This is a genomic window from Pseudoalteromonas thalassia (assembly GCF_049257215.1).
GTDB lineage: Bacteria > Pseudomonadota > Gammaproteobacteria > Enterobacterales > Alteromonadaceae > Pseudoalteromonas > Pseudoalteromonas lipolytica_C.
Map to the genome: position 1 here is coordinate 13,219 of NZ_JBMMUE010000014.1, position 21,973 is coordinate 35,191.

23 protein-coding genes are annotated in these 21,973 nt (G+C 42.0%); 13 read left to right on the forward strand and 10 right to left on the reverse strand.

Annotated elements, in window-relative coordinates:
* Positions 1-17: 17 nt before the first annotated feature.
* Together sthA and AAEU31_RS15570 are read right to left on the reverse strand one after the other, a co-directional pair.
* Positions 18-1,448 carry a Si-specific NAD(P)(+) transhydrogenase gene (sthA, locus tag AAEU31_RS15565; RefSeq protein ID WP_421967687.1) on the reverse strand — a complete coding sequence of 477 codons (1,431 nt, stop codon included), beginning with the start codon at positions 1,446-1,448 and terminating at the stop codon, positions 18-20.
* A 13-nt stretch (positions 1,449-1,461) separates the two neighbouring features.
* Positions 1,462-2,595: an acyl-CoA desaturase gene (locus AAEU31_RS15570; RefSeq protein WP_135922933.1), complete on the reverse strand. Its 1,134-nt coding sequence runs from the start codon at positions 2,593-2,595 to the stop codon at positions 1,462-1,464.
* Positions 2,596-2,710: 115 nt separating this feature from the next.
* Between AAEU31_RS15570 and fabR the strand changes: the two genes are divergently transcribed.
* The 6 genes from fabR to AAEU31_RS15600 all read left to right on the forward strand — a co-directional run bounded on the left by fabR (position 2,711) and on the right by AAEU31_RS15600 (position 9,371).
* Positions 2,711-3,328: an HTH-type transcriptional repressor FabR gene (gene fabR, locus AAEU31_RS15575; RefSeq protein ID WP_135922932.1), complete on the forward strand. Its 618-nt coding sequence runs from the start codon at positions 2,711-2,713 to the stop codon at positions 3,326-3,328.
* A gap of 371 nt (positions 3,329-3,699) precedes the next feature.
* The gene (leuA, locus tag AAEU31_RS15580) at positions 3,700-5,247 is read left to right on the forward strand and encodes a 2-isopropylmalate synthase (RefSeq protein ID WP_063702502.1); all 1,548 of its coding nucleotides are present in this window, start codon (positions 3,700-3,702) and stop codon (positions 5,245-5,247) included.
* Complete coding sequence (leuB, locus tag AAEU31_RS15585; protein WP_062568366.1) at positions 5,244-6,320, forward strand: 3-isopropylmalate dehydrogenase; 1,077 nt, start codon at positions 5,244-5,246, stop codon at positions 6,318-6,320. The genes leuA and leuB overlap by 4 nt, the downstream gene beginning before the upstream one ends.
* Before the next feature lie 58 nt (positions 6,321-6,378).
* Positions 6,379-7,779, forward strand: a complete 1,401-nt coding sequence (leuC, locus tag AAEU31_RS15590) for a 3-isopropylmalate dehydratase large subunit (RefSeq protein WP_421967688.1) — start codon at positions 6,379-6,381, stop codon at positions 7,777-7,779.
* The gene (gene leuD, locus AAEU31_RS15595; RefSeq protein ID WP_138558509.1) at positions 7,779-8,378 is read left to right on the forward strand and encodes a 3-isopropylmalate dehydratase small subunit; all 600 of its coding nucleotides are present in this window, start codon (positions 7,779-7,781) and stop codon (positions 8,376-8,378) included. Before leuC ends, leuD begins: the two co-directional genes overlap by 1 nt.
* 399 nt (positions 8,379-8,777) lie before the next feature.
* Entirely contained in the window at positions 8,778-9,371 is a 594-nt protein-coding gene (locus AAEU31_RS15600) for a hypothetical protein (protein WP_253039432.1), read from the forward strand.
* 2 nt (positions 9,372-9,373) lie between these two features.
* Here AAEU31_RS15600 and AAEU31_RS15605 read toward each other — a convergent pair whose 3' ends face one another.
* On the reverse strand, positions 9,374-9,691 hold the full coding sequence (locus AAEU31_RS15605) for a hypothetical protein (protein WP_421967724.1): 318 nt from the start codon (positions 9,689-9,691) through the stop codon (positions 9,374-9,376).
* A gap of 175 nt (positions 9,692-9,866) precedes the next feature.
* On the opposite strand from AAEU31_RS15605, the gene AAEU31_RS15610 reads away from it, so the two are divergent.
* Positions 9,867-10,313 carry a tellurite resistance TerB family protein gene (locus AAEU31_RS15610; RefSeq protein ID WP_135922926.1) on the forward strand — a complete coding sequence of 149 codons (447 nt, stop codon included), beginning with the start codon at positions 9,867-9,869 and terminating at the stop codon, positions 10,311-10,313.
* A gap of 17 nt (positions 10,314-10,330) precedes the next feature.
* Here the strand turns inward: AAEU31_RS15610 and AAEU31_RS15615 are convergent, their stop codons facing one another.
* Entirely contained in the window at positions 10,331-10,900 is a 570-nt protein-coding gene (locus tag AAEU31_RS15615; protein ID WP_421967689.1) for an NADPH-dependent FMN reductase, read from the reverse strand.
* Positions 10,901-11,015: 115 nt separating this feature from the next.
* Here AAEU31_RS15615 and AAEU31_RS15620 point away from each other — a divergent pair, with 115 nt between their 5' ends.
* Positions 11,016-11,909: a LysR family transcriptional regulator gene (locus AAEU31_RS15620; protein WP_138558513.1), complete on the forward strand. Its 894-nt coding sequence runs from the start codon at positions 11,016-11,018 to the stop codon at positions 11,907-11,909.
* Here AAEU31_RS15620 and norR read toward each other — a convergent pair.
* On the reverse strand, positions 11,906-13,468 hold the full coding sequence (gene norR / locus AAEU31_RS15625) for a nitric oxide reductase transcriptional regulator NorR (RefSeq protein WP_421967690.1): 1,563 nt from the start codon (positions 13,466-13,468) through the stop codon (positions 11,906-11,908). The genes AAEU31_RS15620 and norR overlap by 4 nt on opposite strands.
* Before the next feature lie 156 nt (positions 13,469-13,624).
* Between norR and AAEU31_RS15630 the strand changes: the two genes are divergently transcribed.
* Together AAEU31_RS15630 and hmpA are read left to right on the forward strand one after the other, a co-directional pair.
* Complete coding sequence (locus AAEU31_RS15630; RefSeq protein ID WP_421967691.1) at positions 13,625-14,857, forward strand: NnrS family protein; 1,233 nt, start codon at positions 13,625-13,627, stop codon at positions 14,855-14,857.
* Positions 14,858-14,877: 20 nt separating this feature from the next.
* On the forward strand, positions 14,878-16,041 hold the full coding sequence (gene hmpA / locus AAEU31_RS15635; RefSeq protein ID WP_421967692.1) for an NO-inducible flavohemoprotein: 1,164 nt from the start codon (positions 14,878-14,880) through the stop codon (positions 16,039-16,041).
* Between the two features lie 39 nt (positions 16,042-16,080).
* Here hmpA and AAEU31_RS15640 read toward each other — a convergent pair whose 3' ends face one another.
* From AAEU31_RS15640 to AAEU31_RS15650, 3 genes are all read right to left on the reverse strand, one after another.
* On the reverse strand, positions 16,081-16,455 hold the full coding sequence (locus AAEU31_RS15640; RefSeq protein ID WP_421967693.1) for a hypothetical protein: 375 nt from the start codon (positions 16,453-16,455) through the stop codon (positions 16,081-16,083).
* Complete coding sequence (locus AAEU31_RS15645) at positions 16,445-18,070, reverse strand: S41 family peptidase (protein ID WP_235382593.1); 1,626 nt, start codon at positions 18,068-18,070, stop codon at positions 16,445-16,447. Before AAEU31_RS15645 ends, AAEU31_RS15640 begins: the two co-directional genes overlap by 11 nt.
* 100 nt (positions 18,071-18,170) lie before the next feature.
* Positions 18,171-18,824, reverse strand: coding sequence for an endonuclease (locus AAEU31_RS15650; RefSeq protein WP_421967694.1), 654 nt, complete (start codon positions 18,822-18,824; stop codon positions 18,171-18,173).
* Positions 18,825-18,939: 115 nt separating this feature from the next.
* Between AAEU31_RS15650 and AAEU31_RS15655 the strand changes: the two genes are divergently transcribed.
* Entirely contained in the window at positions 18,940-19,293 is a 354-nt protein-coding gene (locus tag AAEU31_RS15655; protein ID WP_135922917.1) for a VOC family protein, read from the forward strand.
* Here the strand turns inward: AAEU31_RS15655 and AAEU31_RS15660 are convergent.
* A complete protein-coding gene (locus tag AAEU31_RS15660; protein ID WP_138558521.1) occupies positions 19,268-19,993 on the reverse strand; it encodes a hypothetical protein in 726 nt (241 codons plus the stop codon). The genes AAEU31_RS15655 and AAEU31_RS15660 overlap by 26 nt on opposite strands.
* 158 nt (positions 19,994-20,151) lie before the next feature.
* Here AAEU31_RS15660 and AAEU31_RS15665 point away from each other — a divergent pair, with 158 nt between their 5' ends.
* Positions 20,152-20,532: a hypothetical protein gene (locus tag AAEU31_RS15665; protein WP_135922915.1), complete on the forward strand. Its 381-nt coding sequence runs from the start codon at positions 20,152-20,154 to the stop codon at positions 20,530-20,532.
* A 7-nt stretch (positions 20,533-20,539) separates the two neighbouring features.
* Here the strand turns inward: AAEU31_RS15665 and AAEU31_RS15670 are convergent, their stop codons facing one another.
* Complete coding sequence (locus AAEU31_RS15670; protein WP_421967695.1) at positions 20,540-20,977, reverse strand: PaaI family thioesterase; 438 nt, start codon at positions 20,975-20,977, stop codon at positions 20,540-20,542.
* Positions 20,978-21,137: 160 nt separating this feature from the next.
* Between AAEU31_RS15670 and lexA the strand changes: the two genes are divergently transcribed.
* Positions 21,138-21,755, forward strand: coding sequence for a transcriptional repressor LexA (gene lexA, locus AAEU31_RS15675; protein WP_063702469.1), 618 nt, complete (start codon positions 21,138-21,140; stop codon positions 21,753-21,755).
* Positions 21,756-21,973: the final 218 nt, after the last annotated feature.

Sequence of the window (21,973 nt, forward strand, 5' to 3'; positions counted from 1 at the left end):
TAAGCGGGCTTTTTTATTTATTTAAACAAACGATTTAAACCATTTAATGCGGCTACGCGATAGGCTTCGGCCATGGTCGGGTAGTTGAACGTGGTATTTACAAAGTAATCAATGTTATTGCCGCCGTTCTTTTGTTCCATAATTGCTTGCCCGATGTGAACGATTTCAGAGGCACGCTCACCGAAGCAATGCACGCCCAATACTTCTTTGGTATCAACATGGAATAGAATCTTTAAGCTACCTACCTCGGTGCCAGCTATTTGCGCACGCGCTAAATGCTTAAATTGAGCACGGCCTACCTCATAAGGGATTTTCGCTGCAGTTAGCTCTTGCTCTGTTTTACCTACTGAGCTCATTTCAGGAATTGTATAAATACCCGCTGGAATATCAATGATCAGCTTCTCATCGCAATTACCACATGCAATCGCATCGGCAGCTATACGGCCTTGGTCAAATGCTGCACTTGCAAGGCTTGGGTAACCAATTACATCACCTACAGCATAAATATTATCGACTTCTGTTTGGTATGTTTCATTTACTCTAAGCTGGCCACGACCATCCGCTTTTAGGCCCACAGCCTCAAGGTTTAACGTATCTGTATTACCAGTACGACCATTAGCAAATAAAATACAGTCAGCTTTTACTCGCTTGCCAGATTTTAAGTGCATCACCACACAATCATCACGGGTTTCTACTCTATCAAACTCTTCGTTATGACGAATAACAATGCCGCTATTCCAAAAGTGATAGCTTAGTGCATCTGAGATTTCCGCATCCATAAAGGCAAGCAGGCGGTCGCGGGTATTCACTAGATCAACTTTTGCACCTAAACCTTTAAAGATAGAGGCGTACTCACAACCAATTACACCTGCACCATAAATTAGTACGCGATGAGGGTCATGCTCAAGGCCTAAAATTGTATCGCTGTCGTAAATGCGTGGGTGGGTAAAGTCTACACCAGGTGGACGGTAAGGGCGTGACCCCGTCGCAATGACAATTGTTTGTGCACTGATAGTTTCAAATGAACCGTCTAAGTGAGTCACCTTAATGGTGTGTTTATCAATAAACTCAGCATCGCCTTGATACATATGAATGCGATTACGCTCATAAAAGCTGCTACGTAAATTAGATTGCTTTGAGATGACGTTACTTGCATGGTGCAAAATATCAGGGAAAGTTAAGCGGTTAGGACGCTCGCTGATATTAAATAGCGGGTTTGCTTTATATTCAATATAACGGCTTACTGAATGACGTAATGCTTTAGACGGGATAGTACCCCAGTGCACACAGCCGCCACCGACCGCTTCTTGACGCTCAATAACAGCCACTTTCTTGTTACTTTTAGACAGGTTCATGGCGGTACCTTCACCGCCAGGACCTGTGCCTATGATGATCGCATCATATTGATAAGATGGAGTATCTTTTTGCTTTACTTGTTGTTTGGCCACAGCCGCTCCTATGTTAACTAAAAGAGGCTTTTAACAACCTCGCATTTAGTGCAAGCCAAGCCTGCTTTTGGTTTTCCCAAGCGGCTTCAAGCTCGTGATATTGTGTCATTAATGCTGATTTTTCGCATTGTTTCATCATTTTGCTTTTCTTGATGTCTAACACGCGTTTTTGCAAGGCACAAAAATGCTGCAACTTCTTCAGCAATAAATCATATTCAGATTGTAGTAATGTAAGCTTATCTTGCGCTAAAGGCAATTTTGCAAGGCGAACTTGGGTTTTATTCATTAAGGTTTCGGCTTTGGCTTTTTCAATACGTTCCACAGGGGTGCGTTTTAGTTTTGAAGCCAGGCCTAGCGCTGCTAATGAGCGGATCATCCACTTCGTAGGATCATAGTGATACCACTTAATGCCATTGCGATAGTCACTAGCAAAAATATGGTGGAAGTTATGGTAGCCTTCACCGTAGGTGAATAATGCTAAAAAGCCATTATCACGTGCCGTGTTTTTTTCGGTGTAAGGGCGAGAACCCCAAATATGCGCAACTGAGTTAATGAAAAAAGTAAAGTGCTGGCTTAATACTAAACGCAGTAAACCGGCTAGTAATAACATACCCCATACATCGCCAAGCATTAAACCTAGCAATAAAGGAATACCAAAATTAGTCGCAATAACTAATTTCATATAATGACGATGTTGCCACATTACTACTTTATTTTTTTGTAAGTCACGGCAGTTGTTGTAGTTACTGTATTCTTCACCTTGATAATCGCGCAGCATCCAACCAATGTGGCTATACCAAAAGCCATTTGTTGCAGCGTAAGGGTCTTTGATTGGATCATCAACTTGACCATGGTGAATACGGTGATCGCTACTCCAGTGCAACGCACTGTTTTGTAATGCAAATGCGCCACCAAAGGCAAAAATCACTTCAATAACTGGGTGAACATCATACGCTTTATGCGCCCATAAGCGGTGATAACCTGCAGTAATCGATAGTCCTGCATAAAACATACAGCCAACAAATGCGATCCAGTGTGTACTGGTAAAACCGTAAGTCAGACCATACCAAGGTACAAGAGTGATCGCGGCTAAAAATGTCAGGCTAAAAAAGAGGACGTTAGTCCAAATAATAGGTGGTTTTTTCATCTAAATTAATCTCGGCGTACAACTGTACGCTAAAATAGTATTTCAAACTCTTCGCGTCAAGTATTAGACTGTCTCATTAACCGAAAATCATTAAAAGTTCACGCTGGGAGTTTCCATGTCGGGTGTTAGGGCACAACAGAAACAAAAAACACGACAAGCACTAATTGAAGCTGCATTTAATCAACTAAGTGCAGATCATAGTTTTTCAAACCTAAGCTTACGTGAAGTTGCCCGTGAAGCAGGGATAGCGCCAACCTCTTTTTATCGCCACTTTAAAGATATGAATGAACTTGGTTTAACCATGGTTGATGAAGCCGGATTAACGTTACGTCAACTAATGCGTCAAGCTCGTCGCCGAATCGCCAGTGGTGGCAGCGTTATAAGTACTTCCATAGTGACTTTTATGGAGTTTATAGATAATTCAAGTAACCAATTTAGGCTGCTATTACGTGAGCGCTCTGGCACTTCAAAAGCATTTCGTGCTGCAGTAGCACGCGAAATTAAACACTTTATTTTAGAGCTTGCCCATTATCTTGAAAGCGAAACTCCTTGCGATGCGACTCATGCTTATATTCAAGCAGAAGCCATGGTTACGCTCGTTTTTAATGCAGGTGCTGAAGCGTTAGATATCGAAGGCCAGCAACGTGAAGAATTAGTAGAGCGACTGATCTGGCAATTACGTTATATTGCCCGCGGTGCAACTTTGTATGTACGTGATAACCATCAATCTTAAAAGTTAATCTAAACAATACAGTGATTGCTGAACGAATATTTAAACGCCGTTCTCATTAGTTTTGGATATTATATTCATTTTTAATGATTATTTAGGTTTGTTTTTCCTATTTTATGTAAATAAAAATGTGATTTTTGAAAAAATTATGCTTGCAAGCTGGTTTTTTGAATGTTAAAAATACAGCTCACTGAACACACATTTAGATAAATACAATGCAAATAATTCGTTTAATTACATTAAAACTAAACCTCTTACTGCTTAAATCAGTGAGCGGGGCTTAGTGTATTTGCATTTGTAGAACATTAAAAAACCCCGCAAACGCGGGGTTTTTTTTATCTCGCTAATGGGTCATTGGGAACGAGGACAGTTTTATGAAAGATAAGGTTTGGATTTTTGACACAACGTTACGTGATGGTGAGCAAGCATTAAAAGCAAGCCTAACCGAAGACGACAAAATTCAACTTGCGCATACCATTAGCCGCTTAAATGTGGATGTAATGGAAGTAGGTTTTCCGGTATCAAGCCCGGCGGATTTTCGCTCAGTACAGCGAATTGCGACTGAAGTGAAAGGGCCGATTATTTGTGGTTTAGCTCGCGCTGTAGCAAAAGACATAGAAGCCTGTGGTGAAGCACTTCGCCCGGCAGAGCAAGGCCGTATCCATACCTTTATCGCAACCAGCCCATTACACCTTGAGCACAAATTACGTATGAGCTTAGACGATGCAACAGCGATGGCTGTTAAGTCGATTAAACTTGCGCGTAACTACACGGATGACGTTGAATTTTCTTGTGAAGATGCTGGCCGCACACCGCATTGGGATTTATGCCGTATCGTTGAAAGTGCTATTGATGCGGGTGCATCAACTATCAACTTACCTGACACCGTGGGCTATGTAACGCCAGACGAATATGCTGCGATGATCCATCACTTAATGAACAATGTGCCAAATATCGACAAGGCGCGTTTAAGCGTGCATTGCCATAACGATTTAGGTTTAGCGGTTGCTAACTCAATCGCTGCAGTACAAGCCGGTGCTCGCCAAATCGAATGTACGATTAATGGTATTGGTGAGCGTGCAGGTAACTGCTCGCTTGAAGAAGTGGCGATGATCATGAAGATGCGTGAAGACCACTTAAAAGTGCATACCGATATTCGCAGTGAAGAAATATACCGTGCTTCGCGCCAAGTCGCGAAGATTTGTAACATGCCAGTGCAGCCAAACAAAGCAATTGTTGGTGAAAATGCCTTTGCTCATAGCTCAGGAATCCACCAAGACGGCGTATTAAAAGCGCAAAACACTTACGAAATTATGTCGCCAGAAAGTGTCGGTGTACCAAATAACCAATTAAACATGACCTCGCGTTCAGGTCGTCATGTTATTGAGCATCGTTTAGAAGAGTTAGGCTATCAAAAATCTGATTATGATATGGATAGCTTGTATGAAAGTTTCTTAGCATTAGCAGACCAAAAAGGCACTGTGTATGACTACGACTTAGAAGCGATGATTTACTTTAATCAAATCAAAGATAAAGATGAGAAGTACCAACTTGAGTTTGTTAACTCTACGTCTAACTCGCAATCAGTGGCGAGCTCAACAATCGGCATGACAATTGATGGCGAGTCTAAGCAAGAGGCAGCAACGGGTAATGGTCCTGTTGAAGCATCATTCTTAGCAATTGAGCGCTTAACGGGTATGTCGGTCGAAATGATTGAATACAACCTAGAAGCAACAGGCCAAGGTGCCAGCTCACTAGGGCAAGTGAATATTATCGCTAAATACGATGGCCGCCCTTATCACGGCGCGGGCATTGCAGCGGATGTGGTTGAAGCGTCAGTACGCGCCATGATCCGCGTTTATAACTTAATTTATCGTGCACAAAAAGTGTCTGATTTAAAACAACAGAGGAAAGCAGGATGAGTCAATCGAATTACAGTATCGCAGTATTAGCAGGCGACGGGATTGGTCCAGAAGTTATGGCAGCAGCAGAAACCGTCTTGGATGCTGTAAGCGAAAAGTTTGGTTTTACTTTGACTCGTCATCACCACGCGATTGGTGGTGCTGCCATTGATGAGTTTGGTCAGGCACTGCCGCAAAGCACTCTTAGTGCTTGTGAAAATGCCGATGCGATTTTATTTGGTTCGGTAGGTGGCCCTAAGTGGGAAAACTTACCACCGAATGAGCAACCTGAGCGAGCTTCGTTGTTGCCACTTCGTAAGCATTTTGGTTTGTTCTGTAATTTACGCCCAGCACAATTATTACCAGCACTGAGCGCTGCATCACCACTGCGTGCAGATATCAGCGCACAAGGCTTTGATATCTTATGTGTGCGCGAGTTAACCGGCGGTATTTATTTCGGTGAAAAAGGCCGCAGTGGCGAAGGGGAGCAAGAAGCCGCTTTCGATACCCAAACATACTCACGTAAAGAAATAGAGCGCATCGCCCGCTTTGCATTTGAAGCTGCTAAGCTGCGTAGCAATCACGTTACTTCGGTTGATAAAGCGAATGTGTTAGCGTCAAGCGTACTTTGGCGTGAAGTGGTCACTGAAGTGAGTAAAGACTATCCAGAAGTGAGCCTTGACTACATATATGTTGATAACGCGGCGATGCAGTTAGTTAAACAGCCAAGCCAGTTTGATGTACTACTTTGCGATAACTTATTTGGCGACATTTTGTCTGATGAGTGCGCGATGATCACAGGTTCTATGGGCTTATTACCATCAGCAAGTTTGAATCAGTCTGGCTTTGGTTTATATGAGCCAGCTGGTGGCTCAGCACCAGATATCGCTGGTAAAGGGGTAGCAAACCCTATCGCACAAATTTTAAGTGCTGCGCTTATGCTGCGCTACTCACTAGGTCAAGATGAAGCGGCTCGTACCATTGAAAAAGCGGTAGCAGAAGCAGTTGAAGCCGGTGTTGGTACGCCAGATATCTACCCAAATGCAGGGTACACCACCAGTGATGTTGCTGCGGCAATTGTGGCACGTATTTAATTAAAAATTGTTTGCGCTGAGCTCGTCACTCAGCGTAACTAAAATGAGGGAATAGCAAGTGGCCCAAACCTTATACGATAAAATCTGGCAAGCTCATGTAGTCGCCAGCATTAATGATCAAACCGATTTACTTTATATCGACCGTCACCTAGTTCATGAAGTTACATCGCCGCAAGCCTTTGCTGGTTTACGTGAGAAAAACCGCAAAGTACGTTGCCCAGAAAAAACCTTTGCGACCATGGACCATAACGTTTCAACAAAAAGCCGCTCATTAGATGCTGCGAGTGAAGTGTCGAAAAATCAATTAATGGCACTGGATGCAAACTGTAAAGAGTTTGGTATTCAACTTTATGATTTAAATTCGATTAATCAAGGTATTGTGCATGTAATGGGGCCTGAGCAGGGCATTACTTTACCGGGCACAACTATTGTGTGTGGTGACAGCCATACCTCTACCCATGGTGCATTTGGTGCACTAGCGCACGGTATAGGTACTTCAGAAGTTGAGCATGTTCTAGCCACTCAAACGTTACAGCAGAAAAAAGCCAAGTCGTTAAAAATTCAAATAAATGGTCGCCTACGTCCAACTGTTACTGCTAAAGATTTAATCATGGCAGTGATCGGTAAATTAGGCACTGCGGGTGGTACAGGCTATGTTGCTGAATTTTGTGGTGAAGGAATCGAAGCGCTGTCTATGGAAGCGCGCATGACGCTATGTAATATGAGTATTGAAATGGGCGCAAAAGCGGGTTTAATCGCACCAGATCAAACAACTTATGATTATTTAAAAGGTCGCCCATTTGCACCACAAGGTGCGGACTTTGATAGTGCCGTTGCCTACTGGCAAACACTAAAAACTGATGAAGGCGCAGAGTTTGATTATGTTGTTGAATTGGAGGCTGCTGACATTCAACCGCAAATTACTTGGGGTACCAGCCCTGAGCAAGTGATTGGCGTAGATGAATGTATTCCTGATCCTGAGCAAGAACCAGATCTAATCAAAGCTGATGCAATTCGTAGCGCACTAAAATATATGGGCTTAAAAGCGGGTGATAAATTATCTTCAGCGACTGTTGATACCGTATTTATTGGCTCATGTACAAATAGCCGTATTGAAGATTTACGTGCTGCCGCGCAGATTGTTGAAGGTAAGCAAGTTGCAGCGGGTGTTGAAGCACTGATTGTTCCAGGTTCTGGCCTTGTTAAAAAACAAGCCGAAGACGAAGGCCTTGCTGATATCTTCAAAGCGGCTGGTTTTGAATGGCGTGAGCCGGGTTGTTCAATGTGCTTAGCAATGAATGATGACAGATTAGAAGCTGGTAAACGCTGTGCATCTACTTCAAATCGTAACTTTGAAGGTCGCCAAGGTCGCGGTGGACGCACGCACTTAGTGAGCCCAGCAATGGCTGCGGCAGCGGCAATTCATGGTCGTTTTGTTGATATCAGAGGAGAAGCCTAATGAGCGTATTTTTTAGTGGCTTAATGGCCCCGTTAGATAAAAACAATGTTGATACTGACCAAATTATTCCAAAGCAGTTTTTAACGTCGACCAGCCGTGATGGTTTTGATGCGGCGCTTTTTTATGATTGGCGTTATTTAGATAACGGCGAGCCAAATCCTGAGTTTATTTTGAACCGTCCTTGTTACCAAGGTGCGCAAATTCTTTTAACTCGCGACAACTTTGGTTGTGGTTCATCGCGCGAGCACGCGCCATGGGCATTAAAGCAATATGGTTTTGAAGTTATCTTAGCGGAAAGCTTTGCCGATATTTTCTTTAATAACTGCGGCAATAATCAAATGCTTGCTATCGCATTACCGGCACAAACACTTGAGCAATTATTTGTACTGAGTGAACAGCATGATGATATTCATATTGAAGTTGATTTAGAAAACCAACAACTTCGTAGCGATAAGTTTGACACTATTCACTTTGATATTCGCCATGATATTAAAGAGCGCTTATTAAGCGGCTTAGACTTTATCGGTGTGACTGAAACACTTAACAGCCAAATCGATGCCTTTGAGCAGCAACTTAAAGCTGAACGTCCTTGGCAATAAGTAGGTTTTACATGTGGAACTTAAACGCGGCGAGAGCCGCGTTTTTATTTTTGGGAACATTTTAGCCAATAACTATGTAAGGTTATGATTGATAGAAGCTTTGCTTTTGGTGATTGGCACTCTTTATTAGTCTAGTAGTCAAAATAAAATAACTCAGCTGTTTAAATTGTCTGTGCTATTTCTGCAAATGATACTCATGTATTTAAATCTGCTTAAGAATTAATGGTTTAGTTTTTTGTATGAGCGCAGTCATTTTTAGTAGTTGTTTTATATTGCAATTTGTTGGCGCTATATGAGCGTGCTCACCAGATGGTTTTAGGTTGTTTAGCTAATTTATTTCCTTTCTGCTTAGGGGCAGGCTAGGCTAGCGACATTATAATTCAAATAAAGGAACACACCATGAAATACTTAGTGGCATCGATACTCGTAGCAGCATCATCAGTAGCGGCTGCACGACCTGCGCCGTTAGTGTCAATTCCAAGCCATGACGGCTTTTTTGATAACATTGCGGCCCATTGCGGTAAAGCTTACGAAGGTAAAGTGAGCGTTGATAACGCTGCAGGCCCTAGCTCGTTTGCGGGCAAAAAGTTAGTAATGCATGTACGTCGTTGTAACGAGCGTGAGTTACAAGTGCCATTTCATGTGGGTGATGATGCATCTCGTACTTGGATCATCACAAAAACGGGCAGTGGACTTAGTTTAAAGCATGATCATCGCCATGAAGATGGCAGCGATGACAAATCAACCATGTATGGTGGTCATACCCTTGATGCGGGGTTTGCTAATGCGCAGTCATTCCCGGCTGATCAATATTCAAAAGAATTGTTTGCAAGCCAAGGTATTCCCCAATCAATGGGTAACACGTGGCAAATGTATATTTATCCAAAGCAATTTACGTATCGCTTAGTACGTGAAGGACGTGAGTTTCGCGTTGATTTTGATTTAACTAAACCGATTACGCCGCCAAGCGCACCATGGGGATATGAAGACTAGTACTATTTAGCTTCGTCTTCACATTGCAAAACAACCGTTAAAGGTGGCTGATAGGCACGTGGTTTAGTTGGAAAACGTTCATACTCCTGCACCCCATCAGTCACTCTTAACATAAACGGTTCATCTTTACAGAGCCGACTTGCGTGACGTAATAAAAAAACGCTTTGGTTTTTGAAGTGTGCGTAATCATCCGATTGAATTTCTAGATGATAGCGGCCATCTGCTAGTTTGGTTTGATAGTAGTGCACCTTTTCGTCGAAATCGTAGAGCTTTTCTGTTTCGTCTTTTGCTGCGTGCGCATTACTGCAAACCACTAACATTAAAAAGGCGCTAATTAATAGTGCTGGTGTACTTCTCACTTCACTCATAAACACTTAACTCCATGTGATTAAAACCTTGTTTCATAATGATGTTGAACCTGAATTAGCATCCATAGTCAAACTAAGGTAACGTAATGTCTTATACGTAGTCTAACACCCATAGGGGACAAATGTGATGCTCAACAAAATAAAACAACTTTTTTCAACTATGAGTGAGTCGCAATCTAGTATCAGTGAGCATGATCTCAAAACTGCTGTTGCTGCGCTGTTAATTGAGGTTATGCGTGCCGATGATGAATTACAGGATGATGAGCAACAGACCCTGAATGAGACCTTAAAAAAATATTTTTCTTTAACAGATGAAGCTGTTGAAGAGCTTATTGATGGTGCTTCACAAAGCTTAGATGATGCTATTGATTACTTTCAGTTTTCTAAGCAAATTAATGCTCAGTGCAGTGCCGAGCAACGTATTGATATTATCGAGCTGTTGTGGCGTTTGGCCTACGCTGATGGCAATTTAGATAAGCATGAAGAAATGGTTATTCGCCGCGTCGCAAGCTTACTGTATGTAACCCATGAAGACTTTATCGCTGCTAAGTTAGCAGCGACAAAGCTAAGCTAAGGGCTATTAAATCAGGCTTACTTATTTAATTTGCTCGCTACGCTGACAAGTTGCTGGGCAAGGCTAGCAACTTTTTCGGCTGTATCAGCATCGCTGATGCGGCCTTGCTCATCTAATTTAGTGTGGATAGCAGCCACTGCGAGTTGATCGGCAAGCACTAAACTACCAATACCCGATAGAATATCACGTACGTGATTTAAACCACGTAAGCCACCTAAACCACCCGGCGAAGCTGCATAAAGTGCTGTAACTTTATTGCGAAATGCAGGTACTGCACCTTGCTCTGTACGAGATGCCCAATCGATTGCGTTTTTAAGTGGCGCTGTAATTGAGCCATTATATTCTGGGCTTGCTAATAAAATGCCATCAGCAGCGCGAAGCTTATCTTTTAATAATTGTGCGCCAGCAGGTGTACCTTGCGCTTCAATATCTTCATCAAATAAAGGTAAGTTTAAATCACTTAATTTAATCACTTCTACTTCAGCACCACTTTCGAGGGCGAAGCGTGCAGCTTCATTAATCAGTTTTTGATTAAAGCTGTCTTTACGTAGGCTGCCTGCTAGGGCAATAATTTTTGGTGCTGTCATGATGGCTTCCTTTTTTAAGCTTCACTGTTGATATGCTCACTTTAGCAAAAAACAGCTTGCAGAAAAGCCAAATAAACGCAAAACTTATGTGCGTATATGCACACAAGGAGCCGTTATGGCGATTCAATTTGATGATTGGCAAGATGTAAAAGTCGCTTATGAGGTGGCAAGACTCGGCACGTTAACTGCCGCTGCTGAATCATTGGGTGTTCATCACAGTACAGTGCTCAGAAGAATCAACAATTTAGAAGATAACCTTGATGCGCGGTTATTTCACCGTCATGCTCGGGGTTATACAGTGACAGAAATTGGCGCTAAATTGTTTGCTACTGCGAAATCGATTAACGCTGAACTTGAAAAGCTTCATAACGATATTGTTGCTGCTGATAGCCAATTGCGAGGCAGTTTATTATTAACTACGGTCAGTGGTTTTATTGATGTGCTGAGCGATGTGTGTGAGCAGTTTCAAAGTTTGCACCCGCAAGTGCAACTCGAAGTTATTCTTGATCAAAACCGTTTACGTCTTGACCACGGTCAAGCGCATATTGCTGTGCGAGCGGGCCCTCGCCCTGACGAAGGTGACTATATTGCCCAGCATTTAGCTGAGCTTTCATCAGGATTTTATGCTTCTAAGAGCTATATTGAAAAGTATGGTATGCCAAAAAACCTTCAGCAGTTGCAGCAGCATAGTTTTGTATCTGGGGTGGCTGGCTATAACGGTAAAGTCCCTTATTTTGCATGGGTAGATCAGCACATTGAGCCGGCGCAAATTAAGTTAAGGGTGTCTGAAACATCAGAAGCAACACGGGCGATTGTCAGAGGCTTAGGAATTGGTGGTCTACAGCATGAAGTGGCAAGCCAATACCCTGATCTGCTGCCAGTGCTTCCTAAAGAGCTAAACTGGCCAACAGACCTTTGGCTGGTGACACATCACTTGGTGCATCGCACAGCCAAAGTACAAGCATTTAGTCAGCTTTTAAAAGCGTATTTTAAAGCGTTAAAAGCTTAAACAGACTTTCTAACGCTAATGCCTAGCCGTTTGGCTAGGCGCACAAGGTTGGCTCTATCAACGCTTAAACTGCGTGCTGTGGCCGCCCAGTTTAGGTTATTTAACTCAAGCTGTTGCATAATCAACTGATAGCTAAACGCATCGGTTGCCTCTTTCAGCGATAAGCGAGTGGTTTTTTGTTCGTTAACAGCAATTGGGCTTGGTTTAGCAACCGCTGTTTTAGCAATATCACAATGCTCAGGCTCGATAGTGACAATGCTTTGTTGCCATTGCAGCTGCTTGGCTTTGAGTGCCGCGCGGCTGATCACATGTTCAAGCTCTCTCACATTGCCCGGCCAATCATATTGGCGCAGCAGTAATTGTGTATCGCTACTTAGCTTAAGTTGTTTAATCCCTAGTTTTTTAGACGTTTGTTCAACAAAAAATCCTGCCAGCAAAATAACATCGTTGTCGCGCTCTTTTAATGGTGCAACATGCAATGGGTAGACGCTTAATCGGTGATAAAGGTCTGCACGAAAGCGTCCTGCAGCGACTTCTTGTTTTAAGTTTCGGTTGGTTGCTGCAATCACTCTAACATCGACATAACGGCTTTGGTCTTCTCCCACGGTTTGTAATTCACCGCTTTGTAAAACGCGCAATAGCTTACTTTGCATAGCAAGCGGAAGCTCGCCGATTTCATCTAAAAATAGCGTGCCGCCATCGGCAAGTTGAAACTTACCCTGACGCGCAGTATGTGCGCCAGTAAACGCGCCTTTACTATGACCAAAAAATTCACTTTCGGCTAAGTTTTCTGGTAATGATGCGCAGTTTAAGTGGATCAACGGCATATCACGGCGTTTTGAGTTTAAATGGATATTGCGTGCAACCAGCTCTTTACCGACGCCTGTATCGCCTTGTATCAATACGCTAAATTCTGAGGCAGCTACGAGCTGGATATCATTTTTAAGGGTCTGCATTGCTTGGCTATTGCCAATAATTTCGACACCTTCTCGTGTTAGCGCTTCAAGATTAAGCTGTTGTGCAACTTGATGGCTGTGCTGTGCGTGTTGCAAAAGATGCTGCAAGGTTATGGCATGCTCAACATAGCCTGCTGCTAGCTGTTTTAGTTGATTGAGCTCGTTTATTGCTAAAGCGTCAAAGGCATGTTCATCTAAACTATCAAAGGTTAAAACACCGAGTAATTCAGTGTTGTCTTTGCTGCTCAGCAGTGGCACGCCCATGCAGGCATGAACAGGAAAGTCTCCATGCTGGCTTTGTAATAAACCATCGTAGGGGTCGGGTAGGCCACAATCTTTGGCAAATTTTAACGGCTCACTGCCACGGCATATTTCAAATAAGCGAGGATGCTCTGCTATTTTAAAGCGCCTTCCTAACGTATCGTCCGACAATCCATGCTGAGCTACGGGCTTCAACACATCGCCTTGTTTCAATAACAAGGCAACGGCATCACATTCAAGCCAATCATTAATGCAACTCAACAAATAGCTGAAATTGTGATCAACGCTGCTTGCCTTGGTAAGTGCAAGAGCAACATCAAGAAGGGATTTTTTTAACGCCATGTCAATTTGACCTGAATAAGTTTTTTTGATGCTTTTAATGGTGTGTCATTTTGACTTTTTTATCAAGCGTTAAAGTTTAATTAACTGATATTTAATAGTTTTTATTTCTGGCTTGAACTGTGCATTAGTTAGGGAAATTAAACCCTGAGTGCACTAATGAAAGTCATTAATTTAACTGAACCTATGCCAACTAAAATCAAATTTTATCAACTCAGCCAGTGGCCGTTATGGGCATTAGCATTTCGGCCTTTTTTCTTGGCAGCTGGTGCCTTAGCTGTGTTTGCAATGAGTTACTGGTTTTTAGTCTTGGCGGGTTATGCACAGTGGCACCTAACAATGCCCGCAACACTTTGGCATGCTCATGAAATGCTGTTTAGTTTTGCAGGGGTCGTTGCTATGGGCTTTTTGCTCACCGCTGCACAAACATGGACAGGCGTGGCGAGTGTAAGTGGCATAAAGCTCTGTTTGCTGAGCATAATTTGGCTTGCTGCACGACTTAGTTTTTTTATTGATATTGCAGGGTTCGAGCAGCTAAATCTTTATATTGTAAGTGCATTACAACTCGTTTGGTGGCTGGCTGGAATTATTATTCTAGCTGACATGCTGATACAGGCGAAAAGCCGCCATAACTATTTATTTATTGTCATCGCATCTTTGCTCTGTGCACTCAATGTGATTTTTTTGAGCTTAGTTGTGCTTAATAAAATGTTGCTGGCACTGGGGGTTGTTGATACTGGCGTACTTATCATGACGCTGCTGGTTGGTGTTGTCGCTGGGCGAGTTGTGCCATTTTTTACCGCTCGCGGTCTTAGCTTAAGTGAACAAGTTAGAACCCCCAAGCTCGATAAATTAGTCCTATTTAGCTCATTGTTCGCCATTACATGGTTCTTTATGAGTCAGCTATTTTTTAGCGCGATGAGTACTGGTTGGGTTTTTGCTTGGCTTGCTTGTTTACATGGTGCTCGGTGTATTGTGTGGTGGCATAAAGGGATTTTAAAAGTGCCTTTGCTATGGGCATTACACTTGGCTTATTGGGCTTTATCGGTTGGTTTAGTGCTTATCGCGCTCAGTTATTTCAGCCCTATTATATTATTCAAAGACGCGCTTCATCTGATCACTGTTGGCACCATCGGTTTAATGATAATTGCCATGATGATACGTGTCTCTCACGGTCATACTGGGCGCGCATTACAAGCTCCTGCGTTTATTAGTTTGGCATTTTTACTCATTGCACTAGCTGCCATTGTGCGCTCGTTACTCCCTGTTTTTTTAGGTCATCACCTTGCGTGGCAGTTAAGTGCTTTGCTTTGGGTTGCTGGCTTTAGCTTATTTTTATTTCATTGTGCGCCCATTTTAGTCAATCGTCGTGTTGATGGTCGCCGCGGTTAACCTCTCCAATAGGAAAAACTATGTTATCTGAAAAAACGATCCAGATTGTTAAAAGTACTGTGCCTTTGCTTGCACAAGCAGGACCTCAAGTTACGGAATATTTTTATGATCGTATGTTTAGCTACAACCCAGAGCTTAAAAATATTTTTAATATGACACATCAGCAATCGGGCACTCAGCAATTCGCGTTGTTTAATGCTTTGGCGGCCTATGCTGCAAATATTGATAACTTGGCAGTGTTAAAAGGAGCGCTTGCGCGCATTAATCACAAACACACCAGCTATCATATTTTGCCAGAGCATTACCCTATTGTTGGTGGGCATTTGATTGCAACTTTAAAAGAGTTACTGCCTGAGCAATTTACCCCTGAGGTCGAGTACGCATGGAGTGAAGCTTATTCTTTATTAGCGGATGTATGTATCACCGAAGAGATGGCGTTATACCAAACGACCAAAAAGGCGCCGGGAGGCTGGTTCGGTACCCGTACTTTCACCATTACAGAAAAACGGATGGAATCAGCGCAAATATGTAGTTTTACATTAACACCTGTCGATGCAAAACCTGTTGTGGCGTATTTACCGGGTCAATATTTAGGGATAAAAGTAACGCCAGCAAACAGCGACTTAACTCAAGTTAGGCAATACTCATTGTCGCAACAAAGTAACGGTCGAAATTATCGAATTAGCGTGAAAAAAGAAGGCTTAGTATCTAATTACTTACATAGCTTAACAGAGGGAGATGAGGTAGAGGTTTACCCACCCGCGGGAGACTTTGTGCTTCGCGAAATTGATTTTCCTGTCGTGTTGATTTCGGCAGGTGTTGGTCAAACCCCAATGATGGCCATGCTCGAGACATTATTAAGTAATCAACATAACCAGCCAATTCATTACCTGCATGCTTGTGACAGTGAGACGCAGTTTGCCTTTAAAGAGTATTTATTAAAACAACAGCAAGCGCACGCTTCATTACATTGTGTTACTTGGTTTAAAGATGGCAAGGGGGGAGATTTTGCGGGTTTGATGGATGTAAATCACATTGCTGCCAGCTTACCAATTAGTAAAGGTGATTTTTACCTGTGTGGTCCAATCGCATTTATGGCAATGATAAAAGAGCAGCTACTTAGTTTAGGGGTTGCAAGTGAGCGAATTCATTATGAGGTGTTTGGCCCCCATCAACAGTTATAAAACAACGAAAGGCGCAGTGTGTTACTGCGCCTTTATTGTCTATTCTGCTTCACATTCTACATTTGGTAGTGGTACTCGCAGCTCTTTTTTGGGGTAGTAAAGCTGACATTGCTCGCCCGCCTTTTGCAACACAAACTTCTCAGAAGGAATTGAATGAGCGCCCATAATTGGCAAGCCATCAGGCCCTTTATTTGTTCCATGATCTATCAATAGTTCAGCACTTTTAGTAAACACGTTATCAGCTAAAGTAACCAATGCGCCCCCTTTAGCTGATTGAATCGCTTGTTGTATTTCAGTGATTACGCCAGGATTTACGCGCGTTAACGTGGCGTTTTGTGGCTCCTCTGCTTGGGTGCTTTTACAGCCCGTTAAACTCACTAATAGTGCGCAAGTGAAAAGTGCTTTATTGTTCATTGTTGTCGTCCTTAGCCGGAGATGGACGTGTTAAGTCCATGTTTTCCTTATAAAGCGGTTGTTTATAAGAAAGTGGGATTCCACTGGCTTGTTCTGCTTGAGAGGCAAAGCTTGGTTGTTTGATGCTATTTGTTTGTACAACAATTGGACAGCTGCCATTCTCAATATGATGTATTGCTGTTGAAAATAAGCGTTCTTGTGTATCACCTAGTTTGTTATCAAAATCATCAGCAACTACGCAGCCTTTAACATCTGCATCAAACTGAGGTGAAGGAGTTGGTTTAAAACCGTCAGCATATTCCCCAAAGCCTTTATCATTAGCTCCAGAGAATTGGATAGTGTAGTAAGTGGTGGCGCAATTATGAGTGGGTGTAAAGCCATAAGGCTTGCCGCAGGTCGTATCACCAATAAGTACGACTTCTGCATCTATACCTTTTAAACCATTTATAAACGCTTCTGACGCAGAACAAGTTCCTGCTGTACTTAGTACATATACTTTAGATAAGTTGAGATCAGGAAGTCGGCTATTGGTTGTTTGAAATGTAGAGTAATCTATTTCACGGTCAATAAATGGGTAAGGAGCCTCTTGTGGTTGCTTGTCGTTTTTGATGGTTTGATAGTAGTAATAGTCATCAGTATTAGCTGGGCCGGCAACCATGTAAGCAAGCTGAGATGATAACGCTAATAAGCCGCCACCATTATACCTAAAGTCAATTACTAGCTCGTCAATGTTATCGCTTTTAAACTTGTTAACAGCGCTTATCAGCTCTGGTTGAGCAATACTAATAAAACTATTAAATTGCATATAGCCGACTTTTGTACCATTGGCGGTAGTGATGGTATTAACATTCTGAACAGGTGTTTGCGCGATATTGCCCGCTACAAGTGTGAATGATTTTTCACTGCCATCGTTACTGCGCACAACAAAGTTATGCGAATCACCCGCTGTTGGTCCAAAAAGCGCTTCATTTAAAATATCTACGCCTTCTTGGGTATTAGTGTTAATACTAACGCCATCGACCATTAAAATAGTATCACCGCGCTGTAATCCGACATTTTTAGCTGGTGAATCATCTTCTAAATAAGCAATACGTAATTCACGAGGGGGGACATTGCTTAAAAATGCCCAGTTAATACCGTAGCCAGAAACCACGCCTGATTGTGCTTCTTTATAGTACTCTTCGGTTGGGCGACTGAAGTGGAAGTTATCTTTATATGCCCCTGAGTCAGTTGTTTGATATGTTTTTAATTGCGCAAAATAAGCGGCGACAGAGTTGAAGTTGTCTGGGTCGTTATCTTCAATCTCATCGTACCAAAGGTAAGTTTCATCACTCCATGAACGTAACCACATTTTTTCTGTAAACTCACTGCCAGCAGTATCTGGGTAAGGTCTATTATTATTGTAAGGGTCATTGCCTGTTCGAGGAACCGCACATTGGTTTTTAAATTCACTTGATGGGGCGAAAACTCCTGCCGTCCAAGATGGCTCAGAAGTTGTTGGCGGTGGCGGATTAGTTGTACTATCAGACGAGCCACTTCCTCCTCCGCATCCTGTTAAAGAGAAGCCAGACACTGCCAGAAACACCGCTAGAGCAAGTTTATTACAATTAAACATATGAATTACTTTCCTGTAAATATTTGCTTAAAACGTATCAATAACTATAGCCCATAGCAATAGATAGCCGCCCCTTTTTTATGAACATTATTGCTCTAAACTAGAGTGCTTTACGGTCATTTACTTGAGCCACTTCAAGTCGTTGCCATGCCTCGAATAGCTGTCGTTGTTTATTTGAAATTTTTAATCCGTAGGTTTGCTGCATGTAGAAATAGGCATCAGCAATACGTTTTCGTGCATAAATAGGAGGCTCAAACACCCGTTGCTTAAAATCTATTTTAATAGGACAAGCACCGTATTTAGGACTATGGGATGTGACTATTCCATAGCGAAAATTAGAGCGATCAGCGTTGATTTCACCTATTGCAGGTGCCAGATTATTGATATCAGCTTCCATTTTTCGGAACTTTTCGCTGACTTTTCGGCAATTTTTGCGTCCGCCGTTCTGCCAACATTGTAACTGATGGCCAAATTCCCACGCAGGTACTATGTGCTCCCACTCAATTCGTTTTGCGCGAACATTTTCTTTGCCTGAACGTGTCATTGCATTTCGAGGTATATAGCCACATCCATTAGGATCTGGTACGAGTTTCTTACCTTGGCGTTTTATGTCACATCCACAGTAAAGGCTTTTACTATTGTCTGGTAGGGTTTTTATTAAGTGCTTTTTGGCACTAGAAAAGCTTGAAAATTGCTCTGCATTTACAGAGAAATTGATTATTAAACAAAGGGTAAAGTAGAGAAATAAACGCATATCCATCACATCAGTGAACTACAGGAAAGCTCATTTTAGAGTGACTATTCTAAAAGGAAAAGTTTTTCAACTCAGCTATAGTTGTTAGGCCGTTTTCATTAAAGGAATTACTACTATGTTACTAGGTGCTTTTTCTGTGAGTTTAAATGTAAAAGATATCCATGCCTCTAAGCTGTTTTATGAAAAGCTGGGTTTTAAAGAGTTTGCCGGCGAAATAGAGCAGCATTGGCTAATTATGAAAAACGGTGAACATTTAATTGGTTTGTTTCAAGGAATGTTTGATAAAACCATGCTGACCTTTAACCCCGGTTGGGATCAAAATGCTAAAACGTTGGCTGAGTTTGCTACTTTTGAGCAATTAGCTCTGCATTTTCAGCAGCAAGGTTTAGCAATACAAAAGGCCGGTGAAGCGAGCTTTATTATCACCGACCCAGATGGCAACCCTATTTTGATAGACCAACACGTGTAGCTGGTTTTTTACGCTTTATACGAACGTTTTGCAGTAACAAAATAATTCCGGTAATACAAAACAGCACGCTGGTGGCTGAGAAGCTGATAAGCAGTGGGTTATTAAAGTTTTCTCGCTCGTCGTAATCCATAATATGCAGCATCCAGAAAAAGTCGAAAATACGCCACAGGGTGCTGCGCACAGTGATGACTTTACCGTTTTGGCTGTCTAAATATATGGTTGTCGCAAGCCAATCATCGAAACGAACTTGCCATATGTTTTGTTTATGTGCAGCTTCGCGGGGGCCTTGTTTTAATTGCTGTACTTGCAAAACATTGGCATCAATCAGTAAGTGTGCTTTGGCGTTCGCGATAATTTCAGCCTCACTGGGTTTTGCCATGGGAGCTCCAGTATGACCATTAAAGCTGACAGTGCTTTGCTCAGTAGTAACTTCAATGGTTGGTGCATTTAAAAAGTGACTATAGTTAATCGCTTTTATTTGTTGAAATTGGGCGGTTATCCGATCAACTGATGCTGTGTAATCAGCCATCATAAATGGATTATCTAAACTGCGTTTTGCTAAATGTTTACCATGGACTTTTTCGAGGGGGAGTGAACTCATTACTAAGCCTCCCGATAGCCATAGAAGTAGTTGAATGGCTAGCAGATAGCCAAGCCATTTATGCCCTTTGCGAGCATATTTGAACATGCGTTTATTCATCATTACTCCGTTATTATTGTTGTATGGGAGCTATTTTAGGCTGTTTAACTGTATTGCCAATGCGGCATAATGTCGCATTAACTGTATTCTAGATTTGGTATATATACAAAACTGAGTTAAAGTTTCAGTCGATATCAATAGAGGGTAAAAACGAGAGTATGTCGGAAATTCAATTTTTAAATGTGGATCTGGAGCTTGAATCAAAGCACGATATTAGTGCACTTGTTGCTGATTTAAAGAAAAATGCCATGGTTTTACATTACGACCAAGATGAATACCGTCAACTAGCGCGTATTGAGGCTGCTGCTGATATCAGTACACCAGACAAAGCGATTAATCAGTTGTGTGAATTAATTGAATCGTGTTCACGAAATGCTCTTAAGCAGTGGTTATCGTGCTCTAAACGTACATTTGATATTGGCTTTGAATCAGGCGTTTCACCAAAATGTTTTAATCAAGCCCTGCATGCTGATACTTTGTTGCGTATTTCAGCGATTGGCGCAGGGGTTGAAATTACGATTTATCCAGTCGAAAAATAGCCTGAGCTTAGCGCTCTACAACAGCTGCGGTCATTCTTGATACGCAGCAAAGCTCTCCTGCGGCATTGGTAATTTTAATATCCCACACTGAAGTGCGCTTACCTAAATGAAGAGGCTTTGCTGTAGCCGTTAATACACCCTTACGAGATGCTTTCATATGGTTGGCATTAATTTCTTGGCCAACAGCATAAAATTTATTGAAATCAACCACAAAGTTAGCCGCATAGCTTGCCACTGTCTCGGCTAACACAACGTTCGCTCCGCCATGTACCATGCCCATAGGGTTATGATGCTCAGGAATGGCAGGCATAGTCGCCACTAAATAATCATCACCAATTTCATTCACCTCAATGCCCATGGTTTTCATTAAAGTACCTTGCCCGGTGATCCCTTGCTCTAAACTTTTACAAAGCTCTAGTGTGATTGGTTGATGCCAAATACTCATTGTATTTCCTTGCGTGCAAATTAAAAATAATACCTTATGGCATCTTTATACCTGGTTCAATGTTAGTTTTGTAGCAATATGATGGCGTTAATTTAAATTTGCGATTTTCAGATAACTGTATATACTCACAGTTAAATGTACTGTATGGAAAACCAGTTGTATGCGCCCATTAACAAAACGCCAATCGCAAATTTTAGAACTAATTAAAGTCTTTATTAAAGATACAGGCATGCCACCTACGCGTGCTGAAATAGCTCAAACATTGGGTTTTAAAAGTGCCAATGCTGCCGAAGAGCATCTAAAAGCACTGGCAAAAAAAGGCATGATCAAAATGAAGCCTGGGGCGAGTCGTGGTATTCAATTAATTGAAGAAGACGAACCTGAGCAATTAGGTTTACCTTTAATTGGACGAGTTGCAGCGGGTGAGCCCATTTTGGCGCAAGAACATGTTGAAAGTCATTGTCAGGTTGATCCTTCACTATTTAAACCTGCGGCTGACTTTTTACTGCGTGTAAATGGTATGAGTATGAAAGACATTGGCATCATGGATGGTGATTTACTCGCAGTACATAGAACGCAAGTTGCTGAAAATGGTCAGGTTGTTGTTGCTCGTGTTGATGAAGATGTAACTGTTAAGCGTCTTGAAAAAGCTGGGCGTAAAGTATTTTTACATGCTGAAAACGAAGAGTTTTCGCCAATTGAAGTTGATCTTGAGCATGAATCTTTCAATATTGAAGGGTTAGCGGTGGGTGTTATTCGCAATGCCGACTGGATGTAACTGTTTCTAAAATAGTGCACCAAATTGCTGTAATTTGGTGCGTTGCTTGTTTTTTATTATTTAGCATTGATTTGTAAACCCTTACTCTTTGTATAAAGCCTTACATGGCGCAGTTTTTCACTCTTTTTTTACTCTCACTTTGCCTCTCATTTTAAAATAACGCGCTGATTATAGTTGTTATTTTTGCACCAAAATAAACATTTATTACTACTAAAACT